Source organism: Streptomyces sp. WAC03905, from assembly GCF_057371075.1.
The window spans coordinates 4,917,397-4,938,766 of record NZ_JBXYDZ010000003.1; the positions used below are offsets into that span (position 1 = coordinate 4,917,397).

The following is a 21,370-nucleotide window of genomic DNA, read 5'->3' on the forward strand; positions in this document are numbered from 1 at the left end:
GAGCGCCGGGGCGCGCGGAGTCGGGCCGCGGGCCGGGTGCGGCCGGGGCGGGGCAGGCGGGTGCGGCGGGGAGGACCCTCGCGCCGGGCGGCCCGGAAGATGTGCCAGAGTTGCCACGTCCCGGCGGTGAGCACGTACCGTACGGCGGACAGGCGTGAGCGCCAGGACCGGGACATCGGGAAGGGGCAGCTGGGTTGACCACGCACGCACCGCACGCACCGCACGCACCTGATTCACCTCAGGGGGCTCAGGGGCGGCAGGCGGCGCAGTCCGTGACGCTGCCGGCCTCGCTCGACGAGGCCGTCGCGGCGCTCACCGCCATGCCCGCCGCCGTTCCCGTCGCGGGCGGCACCGACCTCATGGCCGCGGTCAACGCCGGGCTGCTGCGGCCCGCCGCCCTGGTCGGCCTGGGCCGGATCAACGAGATCCGAGGCTGGCAGTACCAGGACGGCCACGCGCTGCTCGGCGCCGGCCTCACCCACGCCCGGATGGGCCGGCCGGACTTCGCCGCCCTGATCCCCGCCCTCGCGGCCGCCGCCCGCGCCGCCGGGCCCCCGCAGATCCGCAACGCCGGCACCCTCGGCGGGAACATCGCCACCGCCGCGCCCACGGGCGACGCGCTGCCCGTGCTGGCCGCGCTGGAGGCCGTACTGGTCATCGTCGGCCCGGGCGGACAGCGCGAGATCCCGGTCTCGCACCTGCTGGCCGGGCGGGAGATGCTGCGGCCCGGCGAGCTCATCGGCTTCGTGCGGGTGCCGCTGCTGCACGCCCCGCAGGTGTTCCTCAAGGCCACCGGTCGGACGGGACCCGGGCGCGCGGTGGCGTCCGTCGGGCTCGTACTGGACCCGGCACGCCGGGGTGTGCGCTGCGCGATCGGCGCCGTGGCCCCGATGCCGCTGCGCCCCCTGGAGGCCGAGCAGTGGGTGGCCTCGCTGATCGACTGGGACGGCGGGCGGAGTCTGGCCCCCGAGGCGCTGGAGGCCTTCGGCGAGTACGTCGCGGCCGCCTGCGTCCCCGACCAGGGGGAACCAGTGGCTCCGGGCGTACTGCACCTGCGGCGGACGGTGGCCGTACTGGCACGGAGGGCCCTCGGAAGGGCGCTGACCTCATGAGCGAGAACGAGAACGAGAACGTGACCCAGGGGAACGGCACGGCGGGCTGGGGCTGGGAACCCGTCCCGCAGGGCGGCGAGTACGACTCGGACGCCACGGCCTTCGTGAAGCTGCCGCAGGACATGCTGGACGCGCTCGGCACCGGTGAGCCGCTCGCGGCGCCCGGACACGGCTACGTGCCGCCGCCGATGATCGTTCCGCTGGGCTCGGCGAGCACCGACCCGGCGGCGACCGGCACGTGGACGATCCCGGCGCAGTGGCCGGAGGCGGGCGGCGGTGCCTCGGGCGCGGACGCCGCGGGGGCGGGGTCCGGCGCCGGTACGGGCTCCGGGTTCGGGCCGGGGTCCGGGTCGGGGTCCGTGTCGGGTTCGGTGGGCGGGCCGATTCCCGCTTCGATCCCCATCCCGGCGTCGGTGGCGGCCGCGTTCGCCGAGCCGGAGCCGGAGCCGGAGCCGGAGCCCGAGACCGAGCCGGGGCACGACCCCGGTGAGACGGCGGAGTGGCGTTTCCCCGAGGCGGTGCACGAGCCCGAGGGGGCGCAGCCGGCGACCGGTCAGTGGGCCGTGCCCGACTTCGCGCCGCAGCAGGGCGACTACCGCACGGGCGGCCTGGACGCGGACTGGAGCCAGGCCCCGGCGACCCTGCCGGGCGGCGCACCGGCCCCGTGGGCCTACCTGACGCAGCAGCCGGCCACCGACCCCGGTCAGGCGCACGACCAGGACGCGGGCGTCCTGCCCGGCACGGACGAGGCCGCCGCGGCGGCCGCCGCTGCCGCCGCGACGGCGCAGGCCGCGGGACGGCTGCTCGGCGGGCCCGGCGTGGGCGCCGCCGGCCGTGGACCGCGGGTGCTCGGCGGCCCCGGGGTGGGCACCGCGCTGCAGGAGGCCGAACCCGCGCACGGGTCGGCCGCGGCGGCACTCGCGGGGGAGCGGCCCCATCCGGGAGCCGCGGCGGAGGAGCCCGCGGCGGCCGGCGGCGTGGACCTCTTCGGCGGAGCACGGGCCCAGGCGCCGGACGCGGACCCGGAGCCCATGGCACACGCCGAACACGACGGGCACGTCGAGCGCGACGGGCACGCCGAACACGACGGGTACGTCGAGCGCGACGGAGATGTCGAGCGCGACGGAGATGTCGAGCGGGCCGAACACGGCGAGCACTCCAACCTCTTCGGGCACTCGCAGCACATCGGGCACGCCGGCCAGGGCGAGTACGCCGAACACCCCGGGCATGCCGGACATTCCAGTCACTCCGGTCATTTCCTGCACTCGGCTGCGCCTGCCGGGGACACCGACGGGCACGGCTTCGCCGCCTTCGGCCAGGCACCGGAGTCCGCGCCGGCCCCGACCGCCGAGGCGGACGCGTCCGTGACGGACGCCTCCGCGACGGACGGCCACGGCTTCGCGGTACCGGACCGCGAGCCCGCGCCCGCGTCGCCCCCCGCCCCGGACGCGGCCCCCGCCCAGGACCGGGCGCCGGCGCCGGACCACGCCGACGCCGCAGGGCTGACGCCCGCCGAGGCCGCCCCGTCCCCCGAGGAGATCCCGGCCGGCTCCACTCCGCTCGCGGACACCGCCGACAGCCCGGCGGAGCCCCCGGTGGGGGGAACCGGCGAAGGGATCCCGGCCGGGGTGCCGGCGTACGAGGAAGAAGCGCATCCCGCCGCCGCCGTCCACCACGAGCATCCGCAGGCCTCCTACGTCCTGCGCGTCAACGGCGCCGACCGGCCCGTCACCGGTGCCTGGATCGGCGAGTCCCTGCTCTACGTGCTGCGCGAGCGGCTCGGCCTCGCCGGCGCCAAGGACGGCTGCTCGCAGGGCGAGTGCGGCGCCTGCGCCGTGCAGGTCGACGGCCGCCTCGTCGCCTCCTGCCTGGTCCCGGCGGCCACGGCGGCCGGCAGCGAGGTCCGCACCGTCGAGGGTCTCGCCACGGGCGGGGAACTCTCGGACGTGCAGCAGGCGTTGTGCAGGTCGGGTGCGGTGCAGTGCGGGTTCTGCGTGCCCGGCATGGCCATGACCATCCACGACCTGCTGGAGGGCAACCACGCCCCCAGCGAGCTGGAGACCCGCCAGGCGCTGTGCGGCAACCTCTGCCGCTGCTCCGGCTACGCGGGGGTCGTCGAGGCCGTCCGCGAGGTCGTGGCCGAGCGGGAGGCCACGGCGGCCGCTTCCGCCACTGCGGCCGCTTCCGCCGCGTCCGGGGATGCGGCGGCGCAGGGCAACGGCCAGGGCCACGCGTACGGGCAGGGGCACGCCCAGGGGCACGCCCAGCCGCAGGCCGAGGGTGCGTCCGAGCCGCGCATCCCGCACCAGGCAGCGCCCGGCGAGGGCGGCATCCACCACGGAGGCACGGCGTGAGCGGGCAGGACGCGGCGACCGCGACGACGGTCAACACCACGACGACCGCCCTGACGACGACCCCGGAACCGCCGGACGGTCCGCAGGTCCCGCGCGGCATCGGCGCCTCCGTCGAGGCCACCGACACCCGCGCCAAGACCGAGGGCACCTTCCCCTACGCCGCCGACCTGTGGGCCGAGGGCCTGCTGTGGGCCGCCGTGCTGCGTTCCCCGCACGCCCACGCCCGCATCGTCTCCATCGACACCACCGCCGCCGCCGAGATGCCCGGCGTGCGCGCCGTCGTCACCCACGCCGACGTGCCGGGCGCCACCACCCACGGCCGCCGGATCGCGGACCGCCCGGTGTTCGCGCACGACGTCGTGCGCCACCACGGCGAGCCCATCGCCGCCGTCGCCGCCGACCACCCCGACACGGCCCGGCTCGCCGCGGCCGCGATCACCGTCGAGTACGAGCTCCTCGACCCGGTCACCGACCCCGAGCAGTCCTTCGGCGCGGCCCCGCTGCACCCCGACGGCAACCTGATCCGGCACATCCCGCTGCGCTACGGCGACCCGGAGGCCACCGGCGAGGTCGTGGTCGAGGGCCTGTACCGGATCGGCCGCCAGGACCCCGCGCCCATCGGCGCCGAGGCCGGGCTGGCCGTGCCCCGCCCCGACGGCGGCGTCGACCTGTACACCGCCTCCACCGACCCGCACACCGACCGCGACCTGGCCGCCGCCTGCTTCGGCCTGGAACCGGACCGCGTCCGCGTCGTCGTGACCGGCGTGCCGGGTGCCACGGCCGACCGCGAGGACGCCGCGTTCCAGCTCCCGCTCGGCCTGCTCGCCCTGCGCACGGGCTGCCCGGTGAAGCTGGCCGCCACCCGCGAGGAGTCCTTCCTCGGCCACACCCACCGCCACCCGACCCTGCTGCGCTACCGCCACCACGCGGACGCGGAGGGCCGCCTGGTCAAGGTCGAGGCGCAGATCCTGATGGACGCGGGCGCGTACGCCGACGCCTCCGCGGAATCCCTCGCGGCGGCGGTGGCCTTCGCGTGCGGCCCGTACGTCGTCCCGCACGCCTTCGTCGAGGGCTGGGTGGTACGCACCAACAACCCGCCGTCCGGCCACGTCCGCGGTGAGGGCGCGATGCAGGTGTGCGCCGCGTACGAGGGCCAGATGGACAAGCTCGCGGCCGCCCTCGGCATCGACGGCGCGGAACTGCGCATGCGCAACGTCCTGGCGACGGGAGACCTCCTCCCGACCGGCCAGACCGTCACCTGCCCGGCCCCCGTGGCCGAACTCCTTCGTTCGGTGCGCGACTTCGAGCTGCCGTCCCTCCCGAAGGACGCCCCCGAGGACGAGTGGCTGCTGCCCGGCGGCCCGGAGGGCGCGGGCGAGCCGGGTGCGGTGCGGCGCGGCGTCGGCTACGGCGTCGGCATGGTGCACATGCTCGGCGCCGAAGGCACCGACGAGGTCTCCACCGCCACGGTGAAGGTGGTCAACGGCGCGGCGACCGTCATCTGCGCGGCCGTCGACACCGGGCAGGGCTTCGCCACCCTGGCCCGCCAGATCGTCCAGGAGGTCCTCGGCGTCGACGAGGTGGCGGTGGCCCCGGTGGACACCGACCAGCCCCCGGCCGGCCCGGCGGCGCACGGCCGCCACACGTGGGTGTCGGGCGGCGCGGTGGAGCGCGCCGCCAAGATGGTCCGCACCCAGCTCCTGCAGCCCATGGCGCACAAGCTGGGCATGTCGACGGAACTCCTGCAGATCCAGGACGGCCGCATCACCTCCTACGACGGGGCGTTCTCGATGACGGTCCCGGAGGCCATGGCCGGCAAGGAACTCTGGGCGACCGCCCAGTGCCGCCCCCACCCGACGGAACCGCTGGACGCGGACGGCCAGGGCGACGCGTTCGTGGGCCTCGCCTTCTGCGCGATCCGGGCGGTGGTGGACGTGGACATCGAGCTGGGCTCGGTACGGGTGGTGGAACTCGCCGTCGCCCAGGACGTGGGCCGCATCCTCAACCCCCGCCGGCTGGAGGCCCGTATCGAAGCGGGCGTCACCCAGGGCGTGGGCGCGGCCCTCACGGAGAACCTCCGTACGGTCGCCGGCCTGGTCCGCCACCCCGACCTGACGGGCTACGCCCTGCCGACGGCGCTGGACGCCCCGACGGTCCGCATCGTCAAGCTGGTCGAGGAGCGCGACGTGGTGGCCCCCTTCGGCGCGAAGGCAGCGAGCGCGGTCCCGGTGGTGACGACCCCGGCGGCGATCGCCTCGGCGGTCCGCGCGGCCACGGGCCGCCCGGTCAACAGACTCCCGATCCGCCCCTCGGCGGCCGTGGCGGCGCCCAACTCGTGACCGTGTGACCCGCATTGCACGTGCAACCCTGGACTTGGGCCTGTCGGTACCGGTCGCTAGAGTGATCGCCGAGAGTGTGGGCGCGCACGTGCGAACGGGTGCGAACGGGGACGGGGAGCGGCGCCGGGCGCCGCGACCGCGGGGAGACGGGGAGTCGGGGAAGCCATCGTGGCAGAGGACAACGGCGGAATTCTGGCGCAGGGCCTGTCGGGGGACATCGCGGCATCGATCAGAGCCCAGGCTGACGCCCAGGCAAGGGCAGCGGCCCTGCGCATCGAGTACGACGACCTGAAGGGCTACAAGACCCTTGTGGACGGCCTTCTGACGTCCCTTCAGGAATCTCCGGCGGACCACGGCAAGCTGGCCGACGGCACCCTGCCGACAGGCGCCCTGGGCCAGGGCTTCCCCGAGGCGGACAAGCTGTACGAGGCGTACAAGACGGTCCATTCGGAGCTGCAGAAGCTGTCGAAGGGGCTGGCGGACCAGATCGAGGGGCTGGGCATCGCGGTCCAGACCGCGAACGGCAGCTACGCGGATGTGGACGAGGAGCAGAAGCGGCGCATGGTCGTCATCGCGAAGCAGGCCCACGACCACTACGTCGCGGACCGTGACCCGCAAGCGAAAAAGAAGACCGACGGCCAGCAGCCGAACGAGACCTCGGAGGTTCCTCTCGCATGACGAACTTCGAGAACTACACGCACGGGCAGCTGCACGCGATGATCGAGTCGCTCGATCCGGCAAAGGTGTCGGCGCTGGGTACGAAGCTGACTGACGCCGCCAAGACGATCGAAGAGATCGGGAACAAGCTCAAGGACCACAAGGTCAAGGGCTGGGAAGGCGAAGCCGCTACGGCCTTCCAGAACTGGGTGAGCAGCGCTGGTAGTGCCACTTTGGTGCTGGCTGACTACAGCAAAGCGGGCGGCAAGTACATGGCCGAGGCGGCCCAGGTCATGCTCGAGGTCAAGCCGTCCAAGGACGGATCGGGGAACTTCCCCCCGTACGACGCGGCTGCGGACGCGAAGCTCAGGGAGAACCTCGCGACGTCCCGGGAGTACCACAACGACCCGGACGCGGTGCAGCTCGGCCAGGAGGCCTGGTCGAAGCTGAGTGGAGACCACGCACGCGCTGTAGACGCCATGAACAAGTTGGCTGGGGCGTACGACCAGTCCGCAGTGCAGATGGGTAAGGCGGAGATCCCTACGTTCCCGCCGCCGCCGGACGTTTTCGTGCCCCCAGCTGTTTATGGCTCGCAGGATTTGCAAAGGTCTGGCGGCGGGGCCGGTGGAGGATCCGGTGCGTCCGGCTCTTCGTACTCTCCGGTGGGCTCGGACAACCGATCGTGGTCGAGTAACCAAGACTCAGTGCTCGGGTACCAGCCAGAGCCGGGCAACCAGATCCCGTCGGTGCCTGTGCCGTCTATCAGCGATCGCGAGGTGGACGTGGATCTCGACACCGTCGCCGCGCTTCCGCCCCCTAGCGCGCCGCCTGTTACTGCGGCACCTGGCATCCCCACGGCCACGGGTCCTGCCGGGCCTACCCAAGGCCCCTTCGTCCCGCCTATGACCGTCGCCCCGGTCGGAGGCCTGAAGGGACCTGGTCCCTTTGCCACCGGTCCTGGCATTGGTCCCTACCCGGGCTTGGGTGGTCCTGGCGTTTCTCCTGGCGGCAAGGTCATCGGCTCGCCCGGGCTGCCCCCGCGTGACGCCGGCATCATGGGGGGACGTCCCGTGACGTCCACCGGTCCGGCTTCCGGCATCCCGCGGGGCACGGTCATCGGCGAGGGCACTCAGGCCGGCCGACCCATCGGCGGCGGGATGGGGCACGGCGCCGGCGGCCACTACGGCGGTGGCCAGGGAGGCATGCCGACCGGCCGCCGACTGGCCTCGGAGCCGGGTGGGGTCATGGGCGGTCGTCAGGCCGGTGCGGTTGGTCGTCCGATCGCGGCGGGCCAGCCGTTCACCCAGGGCGGTTCGGGCCTTGTGCGCAACGGCACTGGTCCCATGGGCCACGCCGGGGCGCAGCCTCCGAGTAGGCGTCGGGACAGCCAGGGGAGCGAGCGTCCTGACTACCTGACCGAGGACGAAGAGACCTGGCAGGGCACCCGTCGTGTTGCCCCACCCGTGATCGACTGACCAGAACGGACGTTGTACGAGATGCGCATGCGTAAGGCGACCGCGGCCCTGGTGGGCCTCCTGCTGGCCGGGGTCGCCGCGACCCCGGCCCACGCGGAGACCATCCGATCGCAGCAGTGGCATCTCGACGCCATGAAGGCCGACGAGATCTGGAATACAAGTACGGGCAGTGGCATCACCGTTGCGGTGATTGACACTGGGGTTAACCAGGTTCCGGAGCTCGAAGGCCAGGTCCTTCCTGGAAAGGCGTTCCCGGTAGGTGATGCCGAAGTGGGCCGGGACAACGATTACTTCGGCCACGGCACTGGCGTCTCCGCGATCATTGCAGCTACAGGTAAACACCCGACGGGCGACGGTGCGTATGGCCTCGCACCGGGCGCCAAGATTCTCCCTATCCGCATCCCAGACATGCTGGAAGCAGCATCGACGCCGTCCATGGTCGAAGCTATACGGTATGCGGCCGATTCGGATGCCAGAGTCATCAACATCTCCCTCGCTACTGGCGGGAAGCCGGAGGACGATCGGGATCGGGCTGACGCCGTGAAGTACGCGCTTTCCAAGGGAAAGCTCATCTTCGCCGGCGTCGGGAACTATGGGGACTCCACGAACGAGGTTCTCTACCCGGCTGCAACACCCGGAGTCGTGGGAGTTGGCGCGGTGGATTCAAAGGGCATGACGACCAAGGAATCGCAACACGGTCCACAGGTCGACCTGGTTGCACCGGGCATGGACGTCGTCACGGCTTGCAAGGGTAAGACCGGGGTCTGCAAAACCCATGGCACCAGTGACGCCTCCGCCTTGGCCTCCGCCTCTGCGGCGCTCCTCTGGTCCGTCCACCCCGAGTGGACCAACAACCAGGTCCTGCGCGTTCTGCTGAACACAGCGGGCAAGCCCTCCGAAGGGTTCCAGCGCAACGACTACGTGGGCTACGGCGCCGTCCGGCCACGCGTCGCATTGCAGACGCCCGGGGACCCCGGGCCCGCCGATGTGTATCCGTTGCCCGACCTGGCCGCCGCGTCCCAGGCCGGGGGCAAGTCGCCCTCGGCGGAGCCCTCGGTCGCGCCGTCCGCATCCGCTCCCCGGGCCGAGGAGGCGAAGGGGGGAAGCTCCCTGCTGTGGGTCGGGCTCGGGCTCGGGGCGTGTGTGCTCATCGGTGGGGCCGTTACCGCCGTCCTCGTGCGGCGTCGCCGCTGAGCGGATCCGACCCGGTCCACGCGGTGTCGGTCGGCGGCTCCCGCGCCGCCCAGCGGCATCGTGGCACGGCGGAGGCCGCCCGGGAGTGCGCCGGCTTCCGGGCGGCCTTCGGCCGAGGCCGTGACGCCGGGGTCGGCGGCGCGGCGGTGGCGATGTCCATGACCGTACGGGGAGGGCGCCCGGGCGGGAAGGACACGGGCCGGGACGCAACAGCACTGGCATGCGGCGTTCACAGTCCCGGGGAGTGTCCGGACGGCGAAGGCGCCGCCCGGGTGGCGCCGGCCGCCGACGGGGCGGGCGCGGCCGGGTCCGGTGCGTGCGCCGACCCCGCAGCCAGCGTGCGCGCCGGCCGCCCGCAGGGCGGACCCCGGCGGCAGCTGGGGGAGGGTTTGCGGATCCGGCCTAGGTCTCGGGGCCGAGGGCGGGATCCGTCGAACGGACAGGGTCGAAACGGGGCTGTGCACCTTACGCTGGGGCGATGAGCGCCCTCGAACCCCGCGTGCCCCAGAGAACCGCACCCCTCCCGACCCCGCCGCGGGACGGCGGTGTCATGGGGCCCGCGTACCGGACGCTCAGCATCGGGATCATCTCCGTCGTCTTCCTCATCGCCTTCGAGGCGACCGCCGTCGGGACGGCCATGCCCGTCGCCGCGCGCGAGCTCGACGGGATCGCGCTCTACGCCTTCGCGTTCTCCTCCTACTTCACGACCAGCCTCTTCGGCATGGTCCTGGCTGGCCAGTGGGCCGACCGGCAGGGCCCGCTCAAGCCGCTGACCGTCGGGATCGCCGCCTTCGCCTCCGGGCTCGTGGTCTCCGGGACCGCCGGCGCCATGTGGGTGTTCGTCTGCGGCCGCGCCGTGCAGGGCTTCGGCGGCGGGCTCGTCATCGTCGCGCTCTACGTCGTCGTCAGCCGGGCCTACGAGGAGCGGCTGCGGCCCGCGATCATGGCGGCCTTCGCCGCCAGCTGGGTCGTCCCCTCCATCGTCGGGCCGCTGGCCTCCGGCACGGTCACCGAGCACCTCGGCTGGCGCTGGGTGTTCCTCGGCATACCCGTGCTCGTCGTCGTCCCCCTCGTCGTCGCACTGCCCGCCATCCGGCGCAGCGCCTCCGGCCCCGTCGACGGCGAACCCCGGGCCGTCGACCGGCGGCGGATCCGGCTGGCGCTCGGGATCTCCGTCGGCGCGGGCCTGCTCCAGTACGCCGCCCAGGACCTGCGGTGGCTCTCGCTCGTCCCCGGCATCGCCGGCGCGGCCCTGCTGGTGCCCGCCGTGCTGGGGCTGCTGCCGCGCGGGACGTACCTGGCCCGGCGCGGACTGCCGTCCGTGGTGCTGCTGCGCGGGGTCGCGGCGGGGGCGTTCATCGCCGCCGAGAGCTTCGTACCGCTGATGCTCGTCACCCAGCGGGGACTGAGCCCCACCATGGCCGGCTTCTCCCTCGCGCTGGGCGGGCTGACCTGGGCGGGCGGCTCCTGGGTGCAGTCGCAGGGCCGCACGGCCCCCTACCGGGAACGGCTCATGGTCATCGGGATGGTGCTCGTGGCCCTGGCGATCGCCGCCGCCCCCGCCGTGCTCATCGAGTCCGTCCCGGTGTGGACGCTGGCGCTGTCCTGGGCCGTCGGATGCCTCGGGATGGGCCTGGTGATCGGCTCCACCAGCGTGCTGCTGCTGAAGCTGTCCCCGCCGCAGGAGGTCGGCGCCAACTCGGCCGCCCTGCAGATCTCCGACGCCCTCGCCAACGTCGTGCTGCTGGCCGCCGGGGGCGCCGCCTTCGCCGCGCTCGGCGGCGGAGCGGTCGGGGCCGCGCACGCCGTGACCGCCGACGGGGCGGGGGCCTCGCACCCCGCCGCCTTCGCGGTCGTGTTCCTGCCGATGGCGTGCGTGGCACTGGTGGGCGCGTGGGTCGCGACCCGGCTGGAGCCCGAGCCCGAGCCCGTACCCGCGGACGGCTGAGCCCGTACCCGCGGACGGCTGAGCCCGTACCCGCGGACGGCTGAGCCCGTACCCGCGGACGGCTGAGCCCGTACCCGCGGACGGCTGAGCCCGTACCCGCGGACGGCTGAGCCCGTACCCGCGGACGGCTGAGCCCGTACCCGCGGACGGCTGAGCCCGTACCCGCGGACGGCCGAGCCCCGCAATTCCCGTGCCCGGCCCGGCCCCGGCGGATACGTTCCCGTCATGAACGAGATCACCATCGGGCTCGCCGACGCCGAGTGGACGCAGCTGGTCGATCTGGCCGACGCCACCGGGTGCGCGCCCGAGGACGTCGTACGGGACGCCGTACGGGCCCACCTGCGGGCCGAGCGGGAGAACGTCGCGGAAGCGGCACGTCGGCTCGCCCACCGGCACGCCGACCTCCTCAAGCGGCTCGGCGAGTGAGGGGGGACCAGAGCATGAGCGCCGGCGTCCCCACCCGACACCTCACCCTCGCCGAGATCCTCGATCTCGCGGCCCTTGCCTGCCTGGCCCGGGACCAGCCCGTCGAACTGCGGGCCCCCGGGCTGCTGGAGTCGGCCGTGCACCGGCCGCGGGCCCGGATGTCGGGGACCCCGGCCTACGAGGACCCGTACGAGCAGGCCGCCGCGCTGCTGCACGGCATCGCGACGAACCACCCCCTCGTCGACGGCAACAAGCGCACCGCGTGGCTGGCGGCCGCGACCTTCCTCGCGGTCAACGGCGTCGACCTCGCCGACGCCGACCAGGACGCCGCCCACGACCTGGTCGTCGCCGTGGCCGCCGGCCACGAGACGGAGGTCGCGGCGATCGCCGCCCGACTGCGCTCCCTGTGACGGCCGATGTGACGCTCGCCGCACCGCCCGAGGTCACGGGCCTGTCCCTCCGCGAGGGACGGGCCCGCCCCGGTAGGGTGGCCCGGTTGTCCTACGTACGACCGCCTGCCCGTACCGAGTACGCCGAGAGCACGAACCGGAGACCGTGACTACTACCGCCTCCCACCACCTCTCACCCGCCTTCCCCGGCCGTGCCCCGTGGGGCACCGCCAGCAAGCTGCGTGCCTGGCAGCAGGGAGCGCTGGACCGCTACATCCAGAACCAGCCCCGGGACTTCCTCGCCGTCGCGACCCCCGGTGCAGGCAAGACCACCTTCGCCCTCACCCTCGCCTCCTGGCTGCTGCACCACCACGTCGTGCAGCAGGTGACCGTCGTCGCGCCCACCGAGCACCTGAAGAAGCAGTGGGCGGAGGCCGCGGCCCGGATAGGCATCCGGCTGGACCCCGAGTACTCGGCGGGCCCGCTCAGCAAGGACTACCACGGCGTCGCCGTCACCTACGCCGGTGTCGGCGTGCGCCCCATGCTCCACCGCAACCGCTGCGAGCAGCGCAAGACGCTCGTCATCCTCGACGAGATCCACCACGCCGGTGACTCGAAGTCCTGGGGCGAGGCCTGCCTGGAGGCGTTCGACCCGGCGACCCGCAGGCTCGCGCTGACCGGCACGCCCTTCCGCTCCGACACCAACCCCATCCCGTTCGTCACCTACGAAGAGGGCAACGACGGGATCCGGCGGTCCTCCGCCGACTACACCTACGGCTACGGCAACGCGCTCGGCGACGGCGTCGTCCGGCCGGTCATCTTCCTCTCCTACAGCGGCAACATGCGCTGGCGGACCAAGGCCGGCGACGAGATCGCCGCCCGGCTCGGCGAGCCGATGACCAAGGACGCCATCTCGCAGGCCTGGCGCACCGCTCTGGACCCGCGCGGCGACTGGATGCCGAACGTACTGCGCGCCGCCGACCAGCGGCTCACCGAGGTCCGCAAGGGCATCCCGGACGCGGGCGGTCTCGTCATCGCCTCCGACCAGGACTCGGCGCGCGCGTACGCCAAGCTCATCCGGGAGATCACCGGGACCAGACCCACCCTGGTGCTCTCCGACGACACCGGGGCGTCGAAGAACATCGACACCTTCAGCGCGAACGACGACCGCTGGATGGTCGCCGTCCGCATGGTGTCCGAAGGCGTCGACGTCCCCCGCCTCGCGGTCGGCGTGTACGCCACGACGATCTCCACCCCGCTGTTCTTCGCCCAGGCCGTCGGCCGCTTCGTGCGTTCGCGCAGGCGCGGCGAGACCGCCTCCGTGTTCCTCCCGACCATTCCCTATCTCCTCGGCTTCGCCAACGAGATGGAGGTCGAGCGCGACCACGTCCTCGACAAGCCCAAGAAGCAGGGCGAGGAGGACCCGTACGCCGAGTCCGAGAAGGAGATGGACGAGGCGAACCGGCAGGAGGACGAGGACACCGGCGAGGACGAGCAGATGTCCTTCGAGGCGCTGGAGTCCGACGCCGTCTTCGACCGGGTGCTGTACGACGGCGCCGAATTCGGCATGCAGGCGCACCCGGGCAGCGAGGAGGAGCAGGACTACCTCGGCATCCCCGGGCTGCTGGAACCGGACCAGGTGCAGATGCTGCTGCAGAAGCGGCAGTCACGGCAGATCGCCCACAGCCGGCGCAAGCCCGACACCGAGGCCGACCTGCTGGAGCTGCCCGCCGAGCGCCGGCCCGTCGTTTCCCACAAGGAACTGCTGGAGCTGCGCAAGTCGCTCAACACGATGGTGGGCGCCTACGTCCACCAGAGCGGCAAGCCGCACGGCGTGATCCACACGGAGCTGCGCCGCGTCTGCGGCGGGCCGCCGAGCGCGGAGGCGACCGCGGGGCAGATCCGCGAGCGCATCAAGAAGGTGCAGGAGTGGGCGACCCGTATGCGGTGAGTTCGACCGGTACGCGCCACGGGGTCCGTGCGGAGGTTCGCACGGACCCCGTCGTCGTCCCGCCGATCCCGCGCCTGTGCGATTCGTTGTCACGAATCGACACGTGAGGCGATCAGGAAACGGCACAAACAGGTAGCACGCGCCCGGATTCTGGACGAGCCCTTCCGCTGAGCGGACCTGCTCGCTACATTCCCCGCATCGAACGCACCGTGGCAGCGCCGCCGCGGGAGCGCAGCCGGTGCAATGGCCGCTACCGGCGGCCTCTCCTGTGCGCCGCCGTGGGACCGGCGGTGCGCGCCCGCGAGAGTCACCGCCGCTCACCGAAAGAGGGAGAGGCGTCGTGACCGCGGAGACCTCCCAGACTCTCGACCGAGGGCTCAGAGTCCTCAAACTGCTCGCCGACACCGACCACGGTCTGACCGTCACCGAGCTGTCCAACCGCCTCGGCGTCAACCGCACGGTGGTCTACCGGCTCCTCGCCACCCTCGAACAGCACGCCCTGGTCCGCCGTGACCTCGGCGGGCGGGCCCGGGTCGGGCTCGGGGTACTGCGGCTGGGCCGGCAGGTGCACCCGCTGGTGCGCGAGGCGGCCCTGCCCGCGCTGCGGTCCCTCGCCGAGGACATAGGCGCCACCGCGCACCTGACCCTCGTGGACGGCACCGAGGCGCTGGCCGTCGCGGTCGTGGAGCCGACCTGGACGGACTACCACGTGGCCTACCGGGCCGGGTTCCGCCACCCGCTGGACCGCGGGGCCGCGGGGCGGGCCATCCTGGCCGCCCGTCAGGGCTCCCTCATCGAACCGGGGTACACGCTGACCCACGGCGAGCTCGAAGCGGGCGCCAGCGGGGCCGCGGCGCCGCTGGTGGGCATCAGCGGGCTGGAGGGCAGCGTCGGCGTCGTCATGCTGGCCGACGCCGTGCCGGAGCGGGTGGGGCCGAGGGTGGTGGACGCGGCGCGCGAGGTCGCCGACGCCCTTCGCTAGACCGCGGGCCCGGCGGATCCGGGGGCTTTCCGTTTGCTTGCCGGGTGCGGCGCCGTTGCGGGGGCTCCGCCCCCGTGCCCCCGCGCATCGAACGCCGGCGGGGCCGGAGGGTGCGGCCGGGCCGGAATGCGTGGCGGGGGCCGAGGGCGCCTGCGGGGCTGGTGCGGCGGATAGATTGGGCGGGTGCTCTCTCGTCTCACACGTCTGCCGCGTCCCGCCGCCCTGGCCGTCTGCGCCCTGCCCGTGCTCGGGCTGTTCGCCGTCGCCGCCCTCGCGCCGCTGCCCTTCGTGGTCGCCGTGCCCGGGCTCACGGCCGACGTTCTCGGGTCCGACCAGGGCAAGCCCGTCATCACCGTGTCCGGGGCTCCGGTCCGGGACACCAGCGGACAGCTGCGGATGACCACCATCCGCGCCACCGGGCCGTCCTCGACGATGAAGCTGCACGAGCTCGCCGGCCACTGGTTCAGGACCGATCAGGCGGTCCTGCCCCGGGAGGTCGTGTACTCCTCCGGTGGAAGCGACGAGGAGATCGAGAAGCACAACCTGGAGGAAATGGCCAAGTCGCAGTCGGCCGCCGCCGATGCCGCCCTCGGCTTCCTCCACAAGGACCCCGAGGACGTGAAGGTCGACCTCAACCTCGCCGACGTCGGCGGCCCGAGCGCCGGGCTCCTGTTCTCCCTCGGCATCGTCGACAAGCTCGACGGTGACGGCAGCGGCGGCGACCTCACCGGCGGCCGCACCGTCGCCGGTACGGGCACCATCACCGCCGACGGCACGGTCGGCGCCGTCGGGGGTGTGGCTCTGAAGACCCAGGCCGCGCGGCGCGACGGGGCCAGCGTGTTCCTCGTACCGAGGGACGAGTGCGCGGACGCGCAGTCGGAGCTGCCCGAGGGGCTCCAGCTGGTGCCCGTCACTTCGCTGACGGATGCGGTGAACGCCCTGCGCGCACTGAACCGGGGAGAGCCGGTCCCGTCCTGCTGACGTCCGGCTCGCGCTCCATCCCGCGCCAGGACGGGAAGACCAGCGGAGCGAGCGTCGTGAGCAGGTACGCACCGCCGAAGAGCAGCAGCGCGGTGCTCACCCCGAGCCCGTCGACGAGCAGGCCCGCCGCGAGCCCGCCCATCGGCATCGTCAGCTCGCAGCCCGCCGTGGTCACTCCCGCGACCCGGCTGCGCAGCTCCTCGGGGACCCGCTCGTAGAGGACCGTGGACAGGATCGGGTTCAGCATGCCCACGCCCAGACCGGCCAGCGCCATCGTCACCGCGAGCGGCAGCGTCGTGTCGGTGAGGGCGGCCACCACGTAGCGGGTCGCGCCGGACATCAGGAAGGCCGTCGCGAACACCGCCCGGCGCGGGAACCGCTCGCCCCACGCCCCGTAGAGCAGGGCGCCCAGCAGCGCGAAGCCGCCGAAGAGGGAGATCATCAGGCCGATGGTGGTGGCGCCGCCGAGGACGTCCCGGCCGTGCACGGGCAGCAGGACCGAGGACCAGCCCTGGTCCAGGCCGTTGGTCATCATGACCATCACCGTGATGCCCAGGAGCAGCCGGGAGCGGGTCAGGAAGGCCCAGCCCTCGGCGAGTTCGGTCCGGTACGCGGCGAACGAGACCTTGCCCGCGGCCCGTTGCGGTTCGGCGGCCGGGACCCCGCGCAGGAAGGCGGAGACGAGCAGGGCGGACACGCCGAAGGTGGCGGCGTCCAGCAGCAGGACGGTCTCGGCGCCGAACGCCGCGATCAGTACGCCGGCCACGGCCGCCCCGACCATCCGGGCGCCGCGCGAGACCGCGTCGTAGAGGCTCGCGGCCCGGGAGAGGGTGGTGCCGGCGTGCTCGGCGAGGCTCGGCAGGAGCACGCCGCGGGCGGTCAGCCCCGGGGTGTGCACGAGGCCGCCGACGGCCATCAGCGCGCACAGCATCCAGAATTCGAGCACGCCCACGTGGTGGAGCAGGGGGATCGCACCGACCGACAGCCCGCAGATGAGGTCGGAGGCGGCTGAGACCCGGCGGCGGCCGATCCGGTCGATGACCGGTCCGCCGACCAGGGCGGCCACGATGACGGGCAGGGTGGCGCAGAAGGCGACGACGCCGGCCCGGCCGGCACTGCCCGTGGTCTGGAGCACGAACCACGGGACGCCGATCAGGGTGAGGGAACTGCCGGCTATGGACACGGTGTTGGCGGCCAGTACGGCGGCCAGCGGGCGCCGGCTCATGCGCCGTGGCCGTGGCCGGTGCCGCCCGGTGCTCCGCCGGTGCGGCGGGGGAGGGCGTGGGTGTGGAAGCGGACCGTCTCCATGCCCTCCTCGGCGGGCAGGTCGCGGTAGCTGTTGATCACGTCGTGCAGCCGGTGGACCAGCTCGTCGGTCTGCGCGGCGGTCAGCCGCAGCGTGAAGTCGCTGAAGTCGGAGCCGGTCCGCCACTCCGCGGGCCAGGTGTGCGAGGTGGTCAGCCAGGTGTCGAGTTCCTGCGCGTGGGTCGCGGCGATCTGACGCAGGAAGACGTCGGCGGCGGCGCGCGTGGACTCGTCCCCCTCGTCCAGCAGCGTCTCGTCGAAGCGGGTGCCCTCGTGCGCGGCCCGCCACCAGCGCTCGCGGCCCTTGCCGCGTTCGGGTGCGTCCTCCACGAAGCCGTGGGCGGCGAGCTGGCGCAGGTGGTAGCTGGTGGCCCCGCTGGATTCGCCGAGGCGCTCGGCCAGCCGGGAGGCGGTCGCCGGGCCGTCCTGCCGCAACATGGCCAGCAGGCGCATGCGCAGGGGGTGGGCGAGGCCGCGCAGGGCACGGGCGTCGAGGGCGCGGACGTCGGGCTCCACGGGGGTGCGGGACTCCGACGCCCCTGCGGGCGTCAAGGGTTCGGGCGTCTGCTGCGGCTTCTCGTTCCGGGTCATGGCATCACCGTAGAGTTGCAAAGGAACCTATGCAAGGGTTTCTTTGCAACGCATTCTTTGGAACTCCTCCCTCCGCGTCCCTCCTTCGGCTCCCTCCTTCGGCTCCCTCCATCCGTCCGTGCGTCCTCAGGCGCGGGTGTCGTCCTCCGCCGCCTGCTCCACCAGCGGGATGATCCGGAACGGCACCGGGTTCTCCATCACGATCGCCGTAGAGGCCCGGACGATCCCCTCGAAGCCGACGACACGGTCGATCACCCGCTGCAGATCGGCGTTGGACCGGGCCACCAGCCGGCACAGCATGTCCCCGTGGCCGGTGGTCGTGTGCAGCTCCAGCACCTCCGGGACCCCGTCCAGGTGCGCCCGTACGTCGGCGCCCTGGCCCTGCTTGATCTCCAGCGTCGCGAACGCGGTCACCGGATACCCGAGAGCGGTCGGATCGACCTGCGGGCCGAACCCGCGGATGACCCCGCTGGACTGGAGCCGGTCCAGGCGCGCCTGGACCGTCCCGCGGGCCACGCCCAGCCTGCGCGACGCCTCCAGCACCCCGATCCGGGGCTCGCGGGCCAGCAGGACGATGAGCCGGCCGTCGAGTTCGTCGATACCCATGGGTGCCTCCGGGTGCCCACGCGTGTCCGTGGGTGGTCATAGTGCACAGATGTTTCAGCCATGCTCCGGCTCTGCTGTGCAGTGTGTACAGTCATTCAGGAAACTATTGCGCAGCTTGTGGATCGGCGGGACTCTGCGCTCATGACTGAGTCTCTGGCGAACCTCGAAACCACCCCGCACACCGCGCGTGAGGCAGACCCCTTCCCGGTGAAGGGGATGGACGCGGTCGTCTTCGCCGTCGGCAACGCCAAGCAGGCCGCGCACTACTACTCGACCGCCTTCGGCATGAAGCTCGTGGCCTACTCCGGACCGGAGAACGGCAGCCGCGAGACGGCCAGCTACGTCCTGACCAACGGCTCCGCCCGCTTCGTGCTGACCTCGGTCATCAAGGCGACGACCGACCACGGCCGCTTCCTCTCCGAGCACGTCGCCGAGCACGGCGACGGCGTCGTCGACCTCGCCATCGAGGTCCCGGACGCCCGCGCGGCCTACGCCTACGCCGTCGCGCAGGGCGCCCGCGGCCTCGACGAGCCGTACGAGGTCAAGGACGAGCACGGCACGGTCGTCATGGCCGCCATCGCGACCTACGGCAAGACCCGCCACACCCTCGTGGAGCGCGGCGACTACACCGGCCCCTACCTGCCGGGCTACGTCGCCGTCGAGCCGATGGTCGCGGCCCCGGCCAAGCGCACCTTCCAGGCCATCGACCACTGCGTCGGCAACGTGGAACTCGGCCGCATGAACGAGTGGGTCGCCTTCTACAACAAGGTCATGGGCTTCACGAACATGAAGGAGTTCGTGGGCGACGACATCGCGACCGAGTACTCGGCACTGATGTCCAAGGTGGTCGCGGACGGCACCAAGAAGGTCAAGTTCCCGATCAACGAGCCGGCCATCGCGAAGAAGAAGTCGCAGATCGACGAGTACCTGGAGTTCTACGGCGGCCCCGGCGTCCAGCACATCGCGCTGGCCTCGAACGACATCGTCGCCACCGTCCGCACGATGCGTGCGGCGGGCGTGCAGTTCCTGTCGGTCCCGGACTCCTACTACGACACCCTCGGCGAGTGGGTCGGCGACACCCGCGTGCCGATCGACGAGCTGCGCGAGCTGAAGATCCTGGCCGACCGCGACGAGGACGGCTACCTGCTGCAGATCTTCACCAAGCCGGTGCAGGACCGCCCGACGGTCTTCTTCGAGATCATCGAGCGCCACGGCTCGATGGGCTTCGGCAAGGGCAACTTCAAGGCGCTGTTCGAGGCCATCGAGCGCGAGCAGGAGAAGCGCGGCAACCTCTGAGGTCGCGTCACACACGTGCCCCAGGCCCCCGGCGGACGCCGGGGGCCTGGGGCATGGCCTGCCGTCGGCCCCGGTGCGCGGGACCGGGCGCGGCGCCGCGTGGTGTCCTCCGGAGGGGAGTGGGCCAAAACGCGGCGCACCGCCACCCCGCGCACGGGGCCGTACGGGGCCGTGCGCCCGTGCGGGGTCAGCGGGTCGGGGAGGGCTTCGGGTCGGGCTTCGCCGCGGGCTTCGGCTTGGGGTTCGGCTTCGGAAGCTCCGGCTCGACCCAGGGCTCGACCGGCTGCAGGTGCTCCGGGCCGCCCGGGGGCGGCTGGCCGATCGACGCCAGCGCCTCCTTCGCCAGCGGCCCCCGCACCGGCGAGAAGTACGGGTTCGTCCGCAGCGCCTCCTGCAGGTGCCGCCGCGCCCCCGCCTCGTCGCCCAGGGCCCGCTCGATCATCGCCCGGTGGTAGGCGAAGTCGGCGCTGCGCAGCCCCGGCTCCGTCGCCTTCTTCGCGTACTCCAGGGCCGCCGCGTGCTCGCCCGCCCGGTGCAGTGCCCACCCCAGCGCGTCCGCCGCCTCCATGCTCTTGTGCCGCTCCCACTCCGCCGACAGCCGCCGCACCGCCGCCGCCGGATCCCCGTGGTCCGCCTCGTACAGGCCCAGGACCACGTCCTCGTCCACCCCGTTCGCGCCGTCCCGGGCCGCCATGGTCGCCAGCGCGGCGTACTGCGCCCGCGCCTCCTGCCCCCGGTCCAGCGACTCCAACAGCTCGCCCAGCTCCCGCGCCAGCTGCGGCACCGGGGTCCGCCCCAGCGCCATCCGGTAGTCCCGGACCGCCTCCCCGCCGCGGCCCAGCGCCGCCAGTGCCCGGGCCCGCCCGGCCAGCGCCTCCGCCTGCGCAGGATCCGTCCGCAGCGCCCCCTCGTACTGGCGCAGCGCCTCCGCCGCGTCACCCCGCTCCCATGACAGCTCCCCGAGCCGGAACAGCGCGTACGCCTTCTCCGCCGGCGCCTTCGCCGCGGCCGCCGCCGACTCCATCGACACCACCGCGTCCTCGCGCCAGCCACGGTCCCGGTAGACCTGTGAGGCCCTGATGTGCGCCACCAGCCCCGGCCGCAGCTCCAGCAGCAGCTCCATCGCCTTCTGGGCGCCCTTGTAATCGCCGAGTCCCGTGTACGCGTCCACCAGCACCGGGTACGCCGACCACCGCCGCGGCGCCTGCGCCCGCAGCAGCTCGCCCCACTTCCGGGCGGTCCCGAAGTCCCGCCGGGCATTGGCCAGCGCGCCCATGCCCGTCATCGCGTCGAAGTTGCCCTTCTCCGCCGGACGCACCTCCAGCGACCGCTTCAGGGCCTTCTCCGCCTTCGGGTACCAGGCCGAGTCCGCGGTCCGCCGCGCCTGTTCCAGGTAGGCGGAGCCCAGGACGGCCCACGAGGCGTGGTCGTCGGCGTGCGACGCCACCCACTTCTCCCGGTCCGCCACCAGCGCCACCACGTCGGTCGCCCCGGCGGGCGCACCCATGCCCACCGCCGCGGCGGCGCGCTCGCTCGGCCCCGGCGGACGGGCGTCGTCACCCGTCCGGGCCGGCCTGATCAACAGGGCCCCGGCGATCAGGACCACCGCCACCCCGGCGGCCACGAGCGTCTTGCGGCCGGTGAAGGTCACGGGCGGCGCCGGCGTCTGCGAATCGTCGTCGATACGGTCCATGGGGTCACTGTGCGTCAATATGAAGAGCAGGCCGGGGTGTCCGAAGACGGGCGCGGGCGTGTTCACACCGA

At 73.3% G+C, this 21,370-nt stretch carries 17 protein-coding genes; 13 read left to right on the plus strand and 4 right to left on the minus strand.

Going from position 1 to position 21,370, the window contains the following annotated elements:
- Window positions 1-194: 194 nt before the first annotated feature.
- The 12 genes from AC2RP6_RS24660 to AC2RP6_RS24715 all read left to right on the plus strand — a co-directional run bounded on the left by AC2RP6_RS24660 (window position 195) and on the right by AC2RP6_RS24715 (window position 15,808).
- Window positions 195-1,112 carry an FAD binding domain-containing protein gene (locus AC2RP6_RS24660; RefSeq protein ID WP_486448169.1) on the plus strand — a complete coding sequence of 306 codons (918 nt, stop codon included), beginning with the start codon at window positions 195-197 and terminating at the stop codon, window positions 1,110-1,112.
- The gene (locus AC2RP6_RS24665; protein ID WP_486448170.1) at window positions 1,109-3,466 is read left to right on the plus strand and encodes a (2Fe-2S)-binding protein; all 2,358 of its coding nucleotides are present in this window, start codon (window positions 1,109-1,111) and stop codon (window positions 3,464-3,466) included. Before AC2RP6_RS24660 ends, AC2RP6_RS24665 begins: the two co-directional genes overlap by 4 nt.
- Window positions 3,467-3,516: 50 nt before the next feature.
- The gene (locus tag AC2RP6_RS24670; protein ID WP_486450437.1) at window positions 3,517-5,805 is read left to right on the plus strand and encodes a xanthine dehydrogenase family protein molybdopterin-binding subunit; all 2,289 of its coding nucleotides are present in this window, start codon (window positions 3,517-3,519) and stop codon (window positions 5,803-5,805) included.
- 168 nt (window positions 5,806-5,973) lie between these two features.
- Window positions 5,974-6,483, plus strand: a complete 510-nt coding sequence (locus AC2RP6_RS24675; protein ID WP_486448171.1) for a hypothetical protein — start codon at window positions 5,974-5,976, stop codon at window positions 6,481-6,483.
- Complete coding sequence (locus AC2RP6_RS24680) at window positions 6,480-7,937, plus strand: WXG100 family type VII secretion target (protein ID WP_486448172.1); 1,458 nt, start codon at window positions 6,480-6,482, stop codon at window positions 7,935-7,937. Before AC2RP6_RS24675 ends, AC2RP6_RS24680 begins: the two co-directional genes overlap by 4 nt.
- A gap of 27 nt (window positions 7,938-7,964) precedes the next feature.
- Entirely contained in the window at window positions 7,965-9,131 is a 1,167-nt protein-coding gene (gene mycP / locus AC2RP6_RS24685) for a type VII secretion-associated serine protease mycosin (RefSeq protein ID WP_486448173.1), read from the plus strand.
- A gap of 478 nt (window positions 9,132-9,609) precedes the next feature.
- On the plus strand, window positions 9,610-11,079 hold the full coding sequence (locus AC2RP6_RS24690) for an MFS transporter (RefSeq protein ID WP_486448174.1): 1,470 nt from the start codon (window positions 9,610-9,612) through the stop codon (window positions 11,077-11,079).
- Between the two features lie 225 nt (window positions 11,080-11,304).
- On the plus strand, window positions 11,305-11,505 hold the full coding sequence (locus tag AC2RP6_RS24695; protein WP_486448175.1) for a hypothetical protein: 201 nt from the start codon (window positions 11,305-11,307) through the stop codon (window positions 11,503-11,505).
- A 14-nt stretch (window positions 11,506-11,519) separates the two neighbouring features.
- Window positions 11,520-11,915 carry a type II toxin-antitoxin system death-on-curing family toxin gene (locus tag AC2RP6_RS24700; RefSeq protein WP_486448176.1) on the plus strand — a complete coding sequence of 132 codons (396 nt, stop codon included), beginning with the start codon at window positions 11,520-11,522 and terminating at the stop codon, window positions 11,913-11,915.
- A gap of 145 nt (window positions 11,916-12,060) precedes the next feature.
- Window positions 12,061-13,845, plus strand: coding sequence for a DEAD/DEAH box helicase (locus tag AC2RP6_RS24705; protein WP_486448177.1), 1,785 nt, complete (start codon window positions 12,061-12,063; stop codon window positions 13,843-13,845).
- Window positions 13,846-14,185: 340 nt separating this feature from the next.
- Window positions 14,186-14,827: an IclR family transcriptional regulator gene (locus AC2RP6_RS24710; protein ID WP_030662724.1), complete on the plus strand. Its 642-nt coding sequence runs from the start codon at window positions 14,186-14,188 to the stop codon at window positions 14,825-14,827.
- Window positions 14,828-15,010: 183 nt separating this feature from the next.
- Window positions 15,011-15,808 carry a S16 family serine protease gene (locus AC2RP6_RS24715; protein WP_486448178.1) on the plus strand — a complete coding sequence of 266 codons (798 nt, stop codon included), beginning with the start codon at window positions 15,011-15,013 and terminating at the stop codon, window positions 15,806-15,808.
- Here AC2RP6_RS24715 and AC2RP6_RS24720 read toward each other — a convergent pair.
- From AC2RP6_RS24720 to AC2RP6_RS24730, 3 genes are all read right to left on the minus strand, one after another.
- Window positions 15,738-17,033, minus strand: coding sequence for an MFS transporter (locus tag AC2RP6_RS24720; protein WP_486448179.1), 1,296 nt, complete (start codon window positions 17,031-17,033; stop codon window positions 15,738-15,740). The genes AC2RP6_RS24715 and AC2RP6_RS24720 overlap by 71 nt on opposite strands.
- Window positions 17,030-17,704, minus strand: coding sequence for an ArsR/SmtB family transcription factor (locus tag AC2RP6_RS24725; RefSeq protein ID WP_486448180.1), 675 nt, complete (start codon window positions 17,702-17,704; stop codon window positions 17,030-17,032). The genes AC2RP6_RS24720 and AC2RP6_RS24725 overlap by 4 nt, the downstream gene beginning before the upstream one ends.
- 126 nt (window positions 17,705-17,830) lie before the next feature.
- Window positions 17,831-18,310 (minus strand): Lrp/AsnC family transcriptional regulator, encoded by a 480-nt coding sequence (locus AC2RP6_RS24730; protein WP_486448181.1) that lies wholly within the window; start codon window positions 18,308-18,310, stop codon window positions 17,831-17,833.
- Window positions 18,311-18,451: 141 nt separating this feature from the next.
- Here AC2RP6_RS24730 and hppD point away from each other — a divergent pair, with 141 nt between their 5' ends.
- Window positions 18,452-19,606, plus strand: a complete 1,155-nt coding sequence (hppD, locus tag AC2RP6_RS24735) for a 4-hydroxyphenylpyruvate dioxygenase (RefSeq protein ID WP_486448182.1) — start codon at window positions 18,452-18,454, stop codon at window positions 19,604-19,606.
- Window positions 19,607-19,793: 187 nt separating this feature from the next.
- On the opposite strand, the gene AC2RP6_RS24740 is transcribed toward hppD, so the two are convergent.
- Entirely contained in the window at window positions 19,794-21,299 is a 1,506-nt protein-coding gene (locus tag AC2RP6_RS24740) for a tetratricopeptide repeat protein (RefSeq protein WP_486448183.1), read from the minus strand.
- Window positions 21,300-21,370 lie beyond the last annotated feature (71 nt).

Bases quoted from the DNA above. Each gene is read 5' to 3' on its own strand.
- AC2RP6_RS24665 (WP_486448170.1), top strand. From the start codon at position 1,109: ATGAGCGAGAACGAGAACGAGAACGTGACCCAGGGGAACGGCACGGCG.
- AC2RP6_RS24680 (WP_486448172.1), top strand. From the start codon at position 6,480: ATGACGAACTTCGAGAACTACACGCACGGGCAGCTGCACGCGATGATC.
- mycP (WP_486448173.1), top strand. From the start codon at position 7,965: ATGCGTAAGGCGACCGCGGCCCTGGTGGGCCTCCTGCTGGCCGGGGTC.
- AC2RP6_RS24690 (WP_486448174.1), top strand. From the start codon at position 9,610: ATGAGCGCCCTCGAACCCCGCGTGCCCCAGAGAACCGCACCCCTCCCG.
- AC2RP6_RS24695 (WP_486448175.1), top strand. From the start codon at position 11,305: ATGAACGAGATCACCATCGGGCTCGCCGACGCCGAGTGGACGCAGCTG.
- AC2RP6_RS24700 (WP_486448176.1), top strand. From the start codon at position 11,520: ATGAGCGCCGGCGTCCCCACCCGACACCTCACCCTCGCCGAGATCCTC.
- AC2RP6_RS24720 (WP_486448179.1), bottom strand. From the start codon at position 17,033: ATGAGCCGGCGCCCGCTGGCCGCCGTACTGGCCGCCAACACCGTGTCC.
- AC2RP6_RS24725 (WP_486448180.1), bottom strand. From the start codon at position 17,704: ATGACCCGGAACGAGAAGCCGCAGCAGACGCCCGAACCCTTGACGCCC.
- AC2RP6_RS24730 (WP_486448181.1), bottom strand. From the start codon at position 18,310: ATGGGTATCGACGAACTCGACGGCCGGCTCATCGTCCTGCTGGCCCGC.
- hppD (WP_486448182.1), top strand. From the start codon at position 18,452: ATGACTGAGTCTCTGGCGAACCTCGAAACCACCCCGCACACCGCGCGT.
- AC2RP6_RS24740 (WP_486448183.1), bottom strand. From the start codon at position 21,299: ATGGACCGTATCGACGACGATTCGCAGACGCCGGCGCCGCCCGTGACC.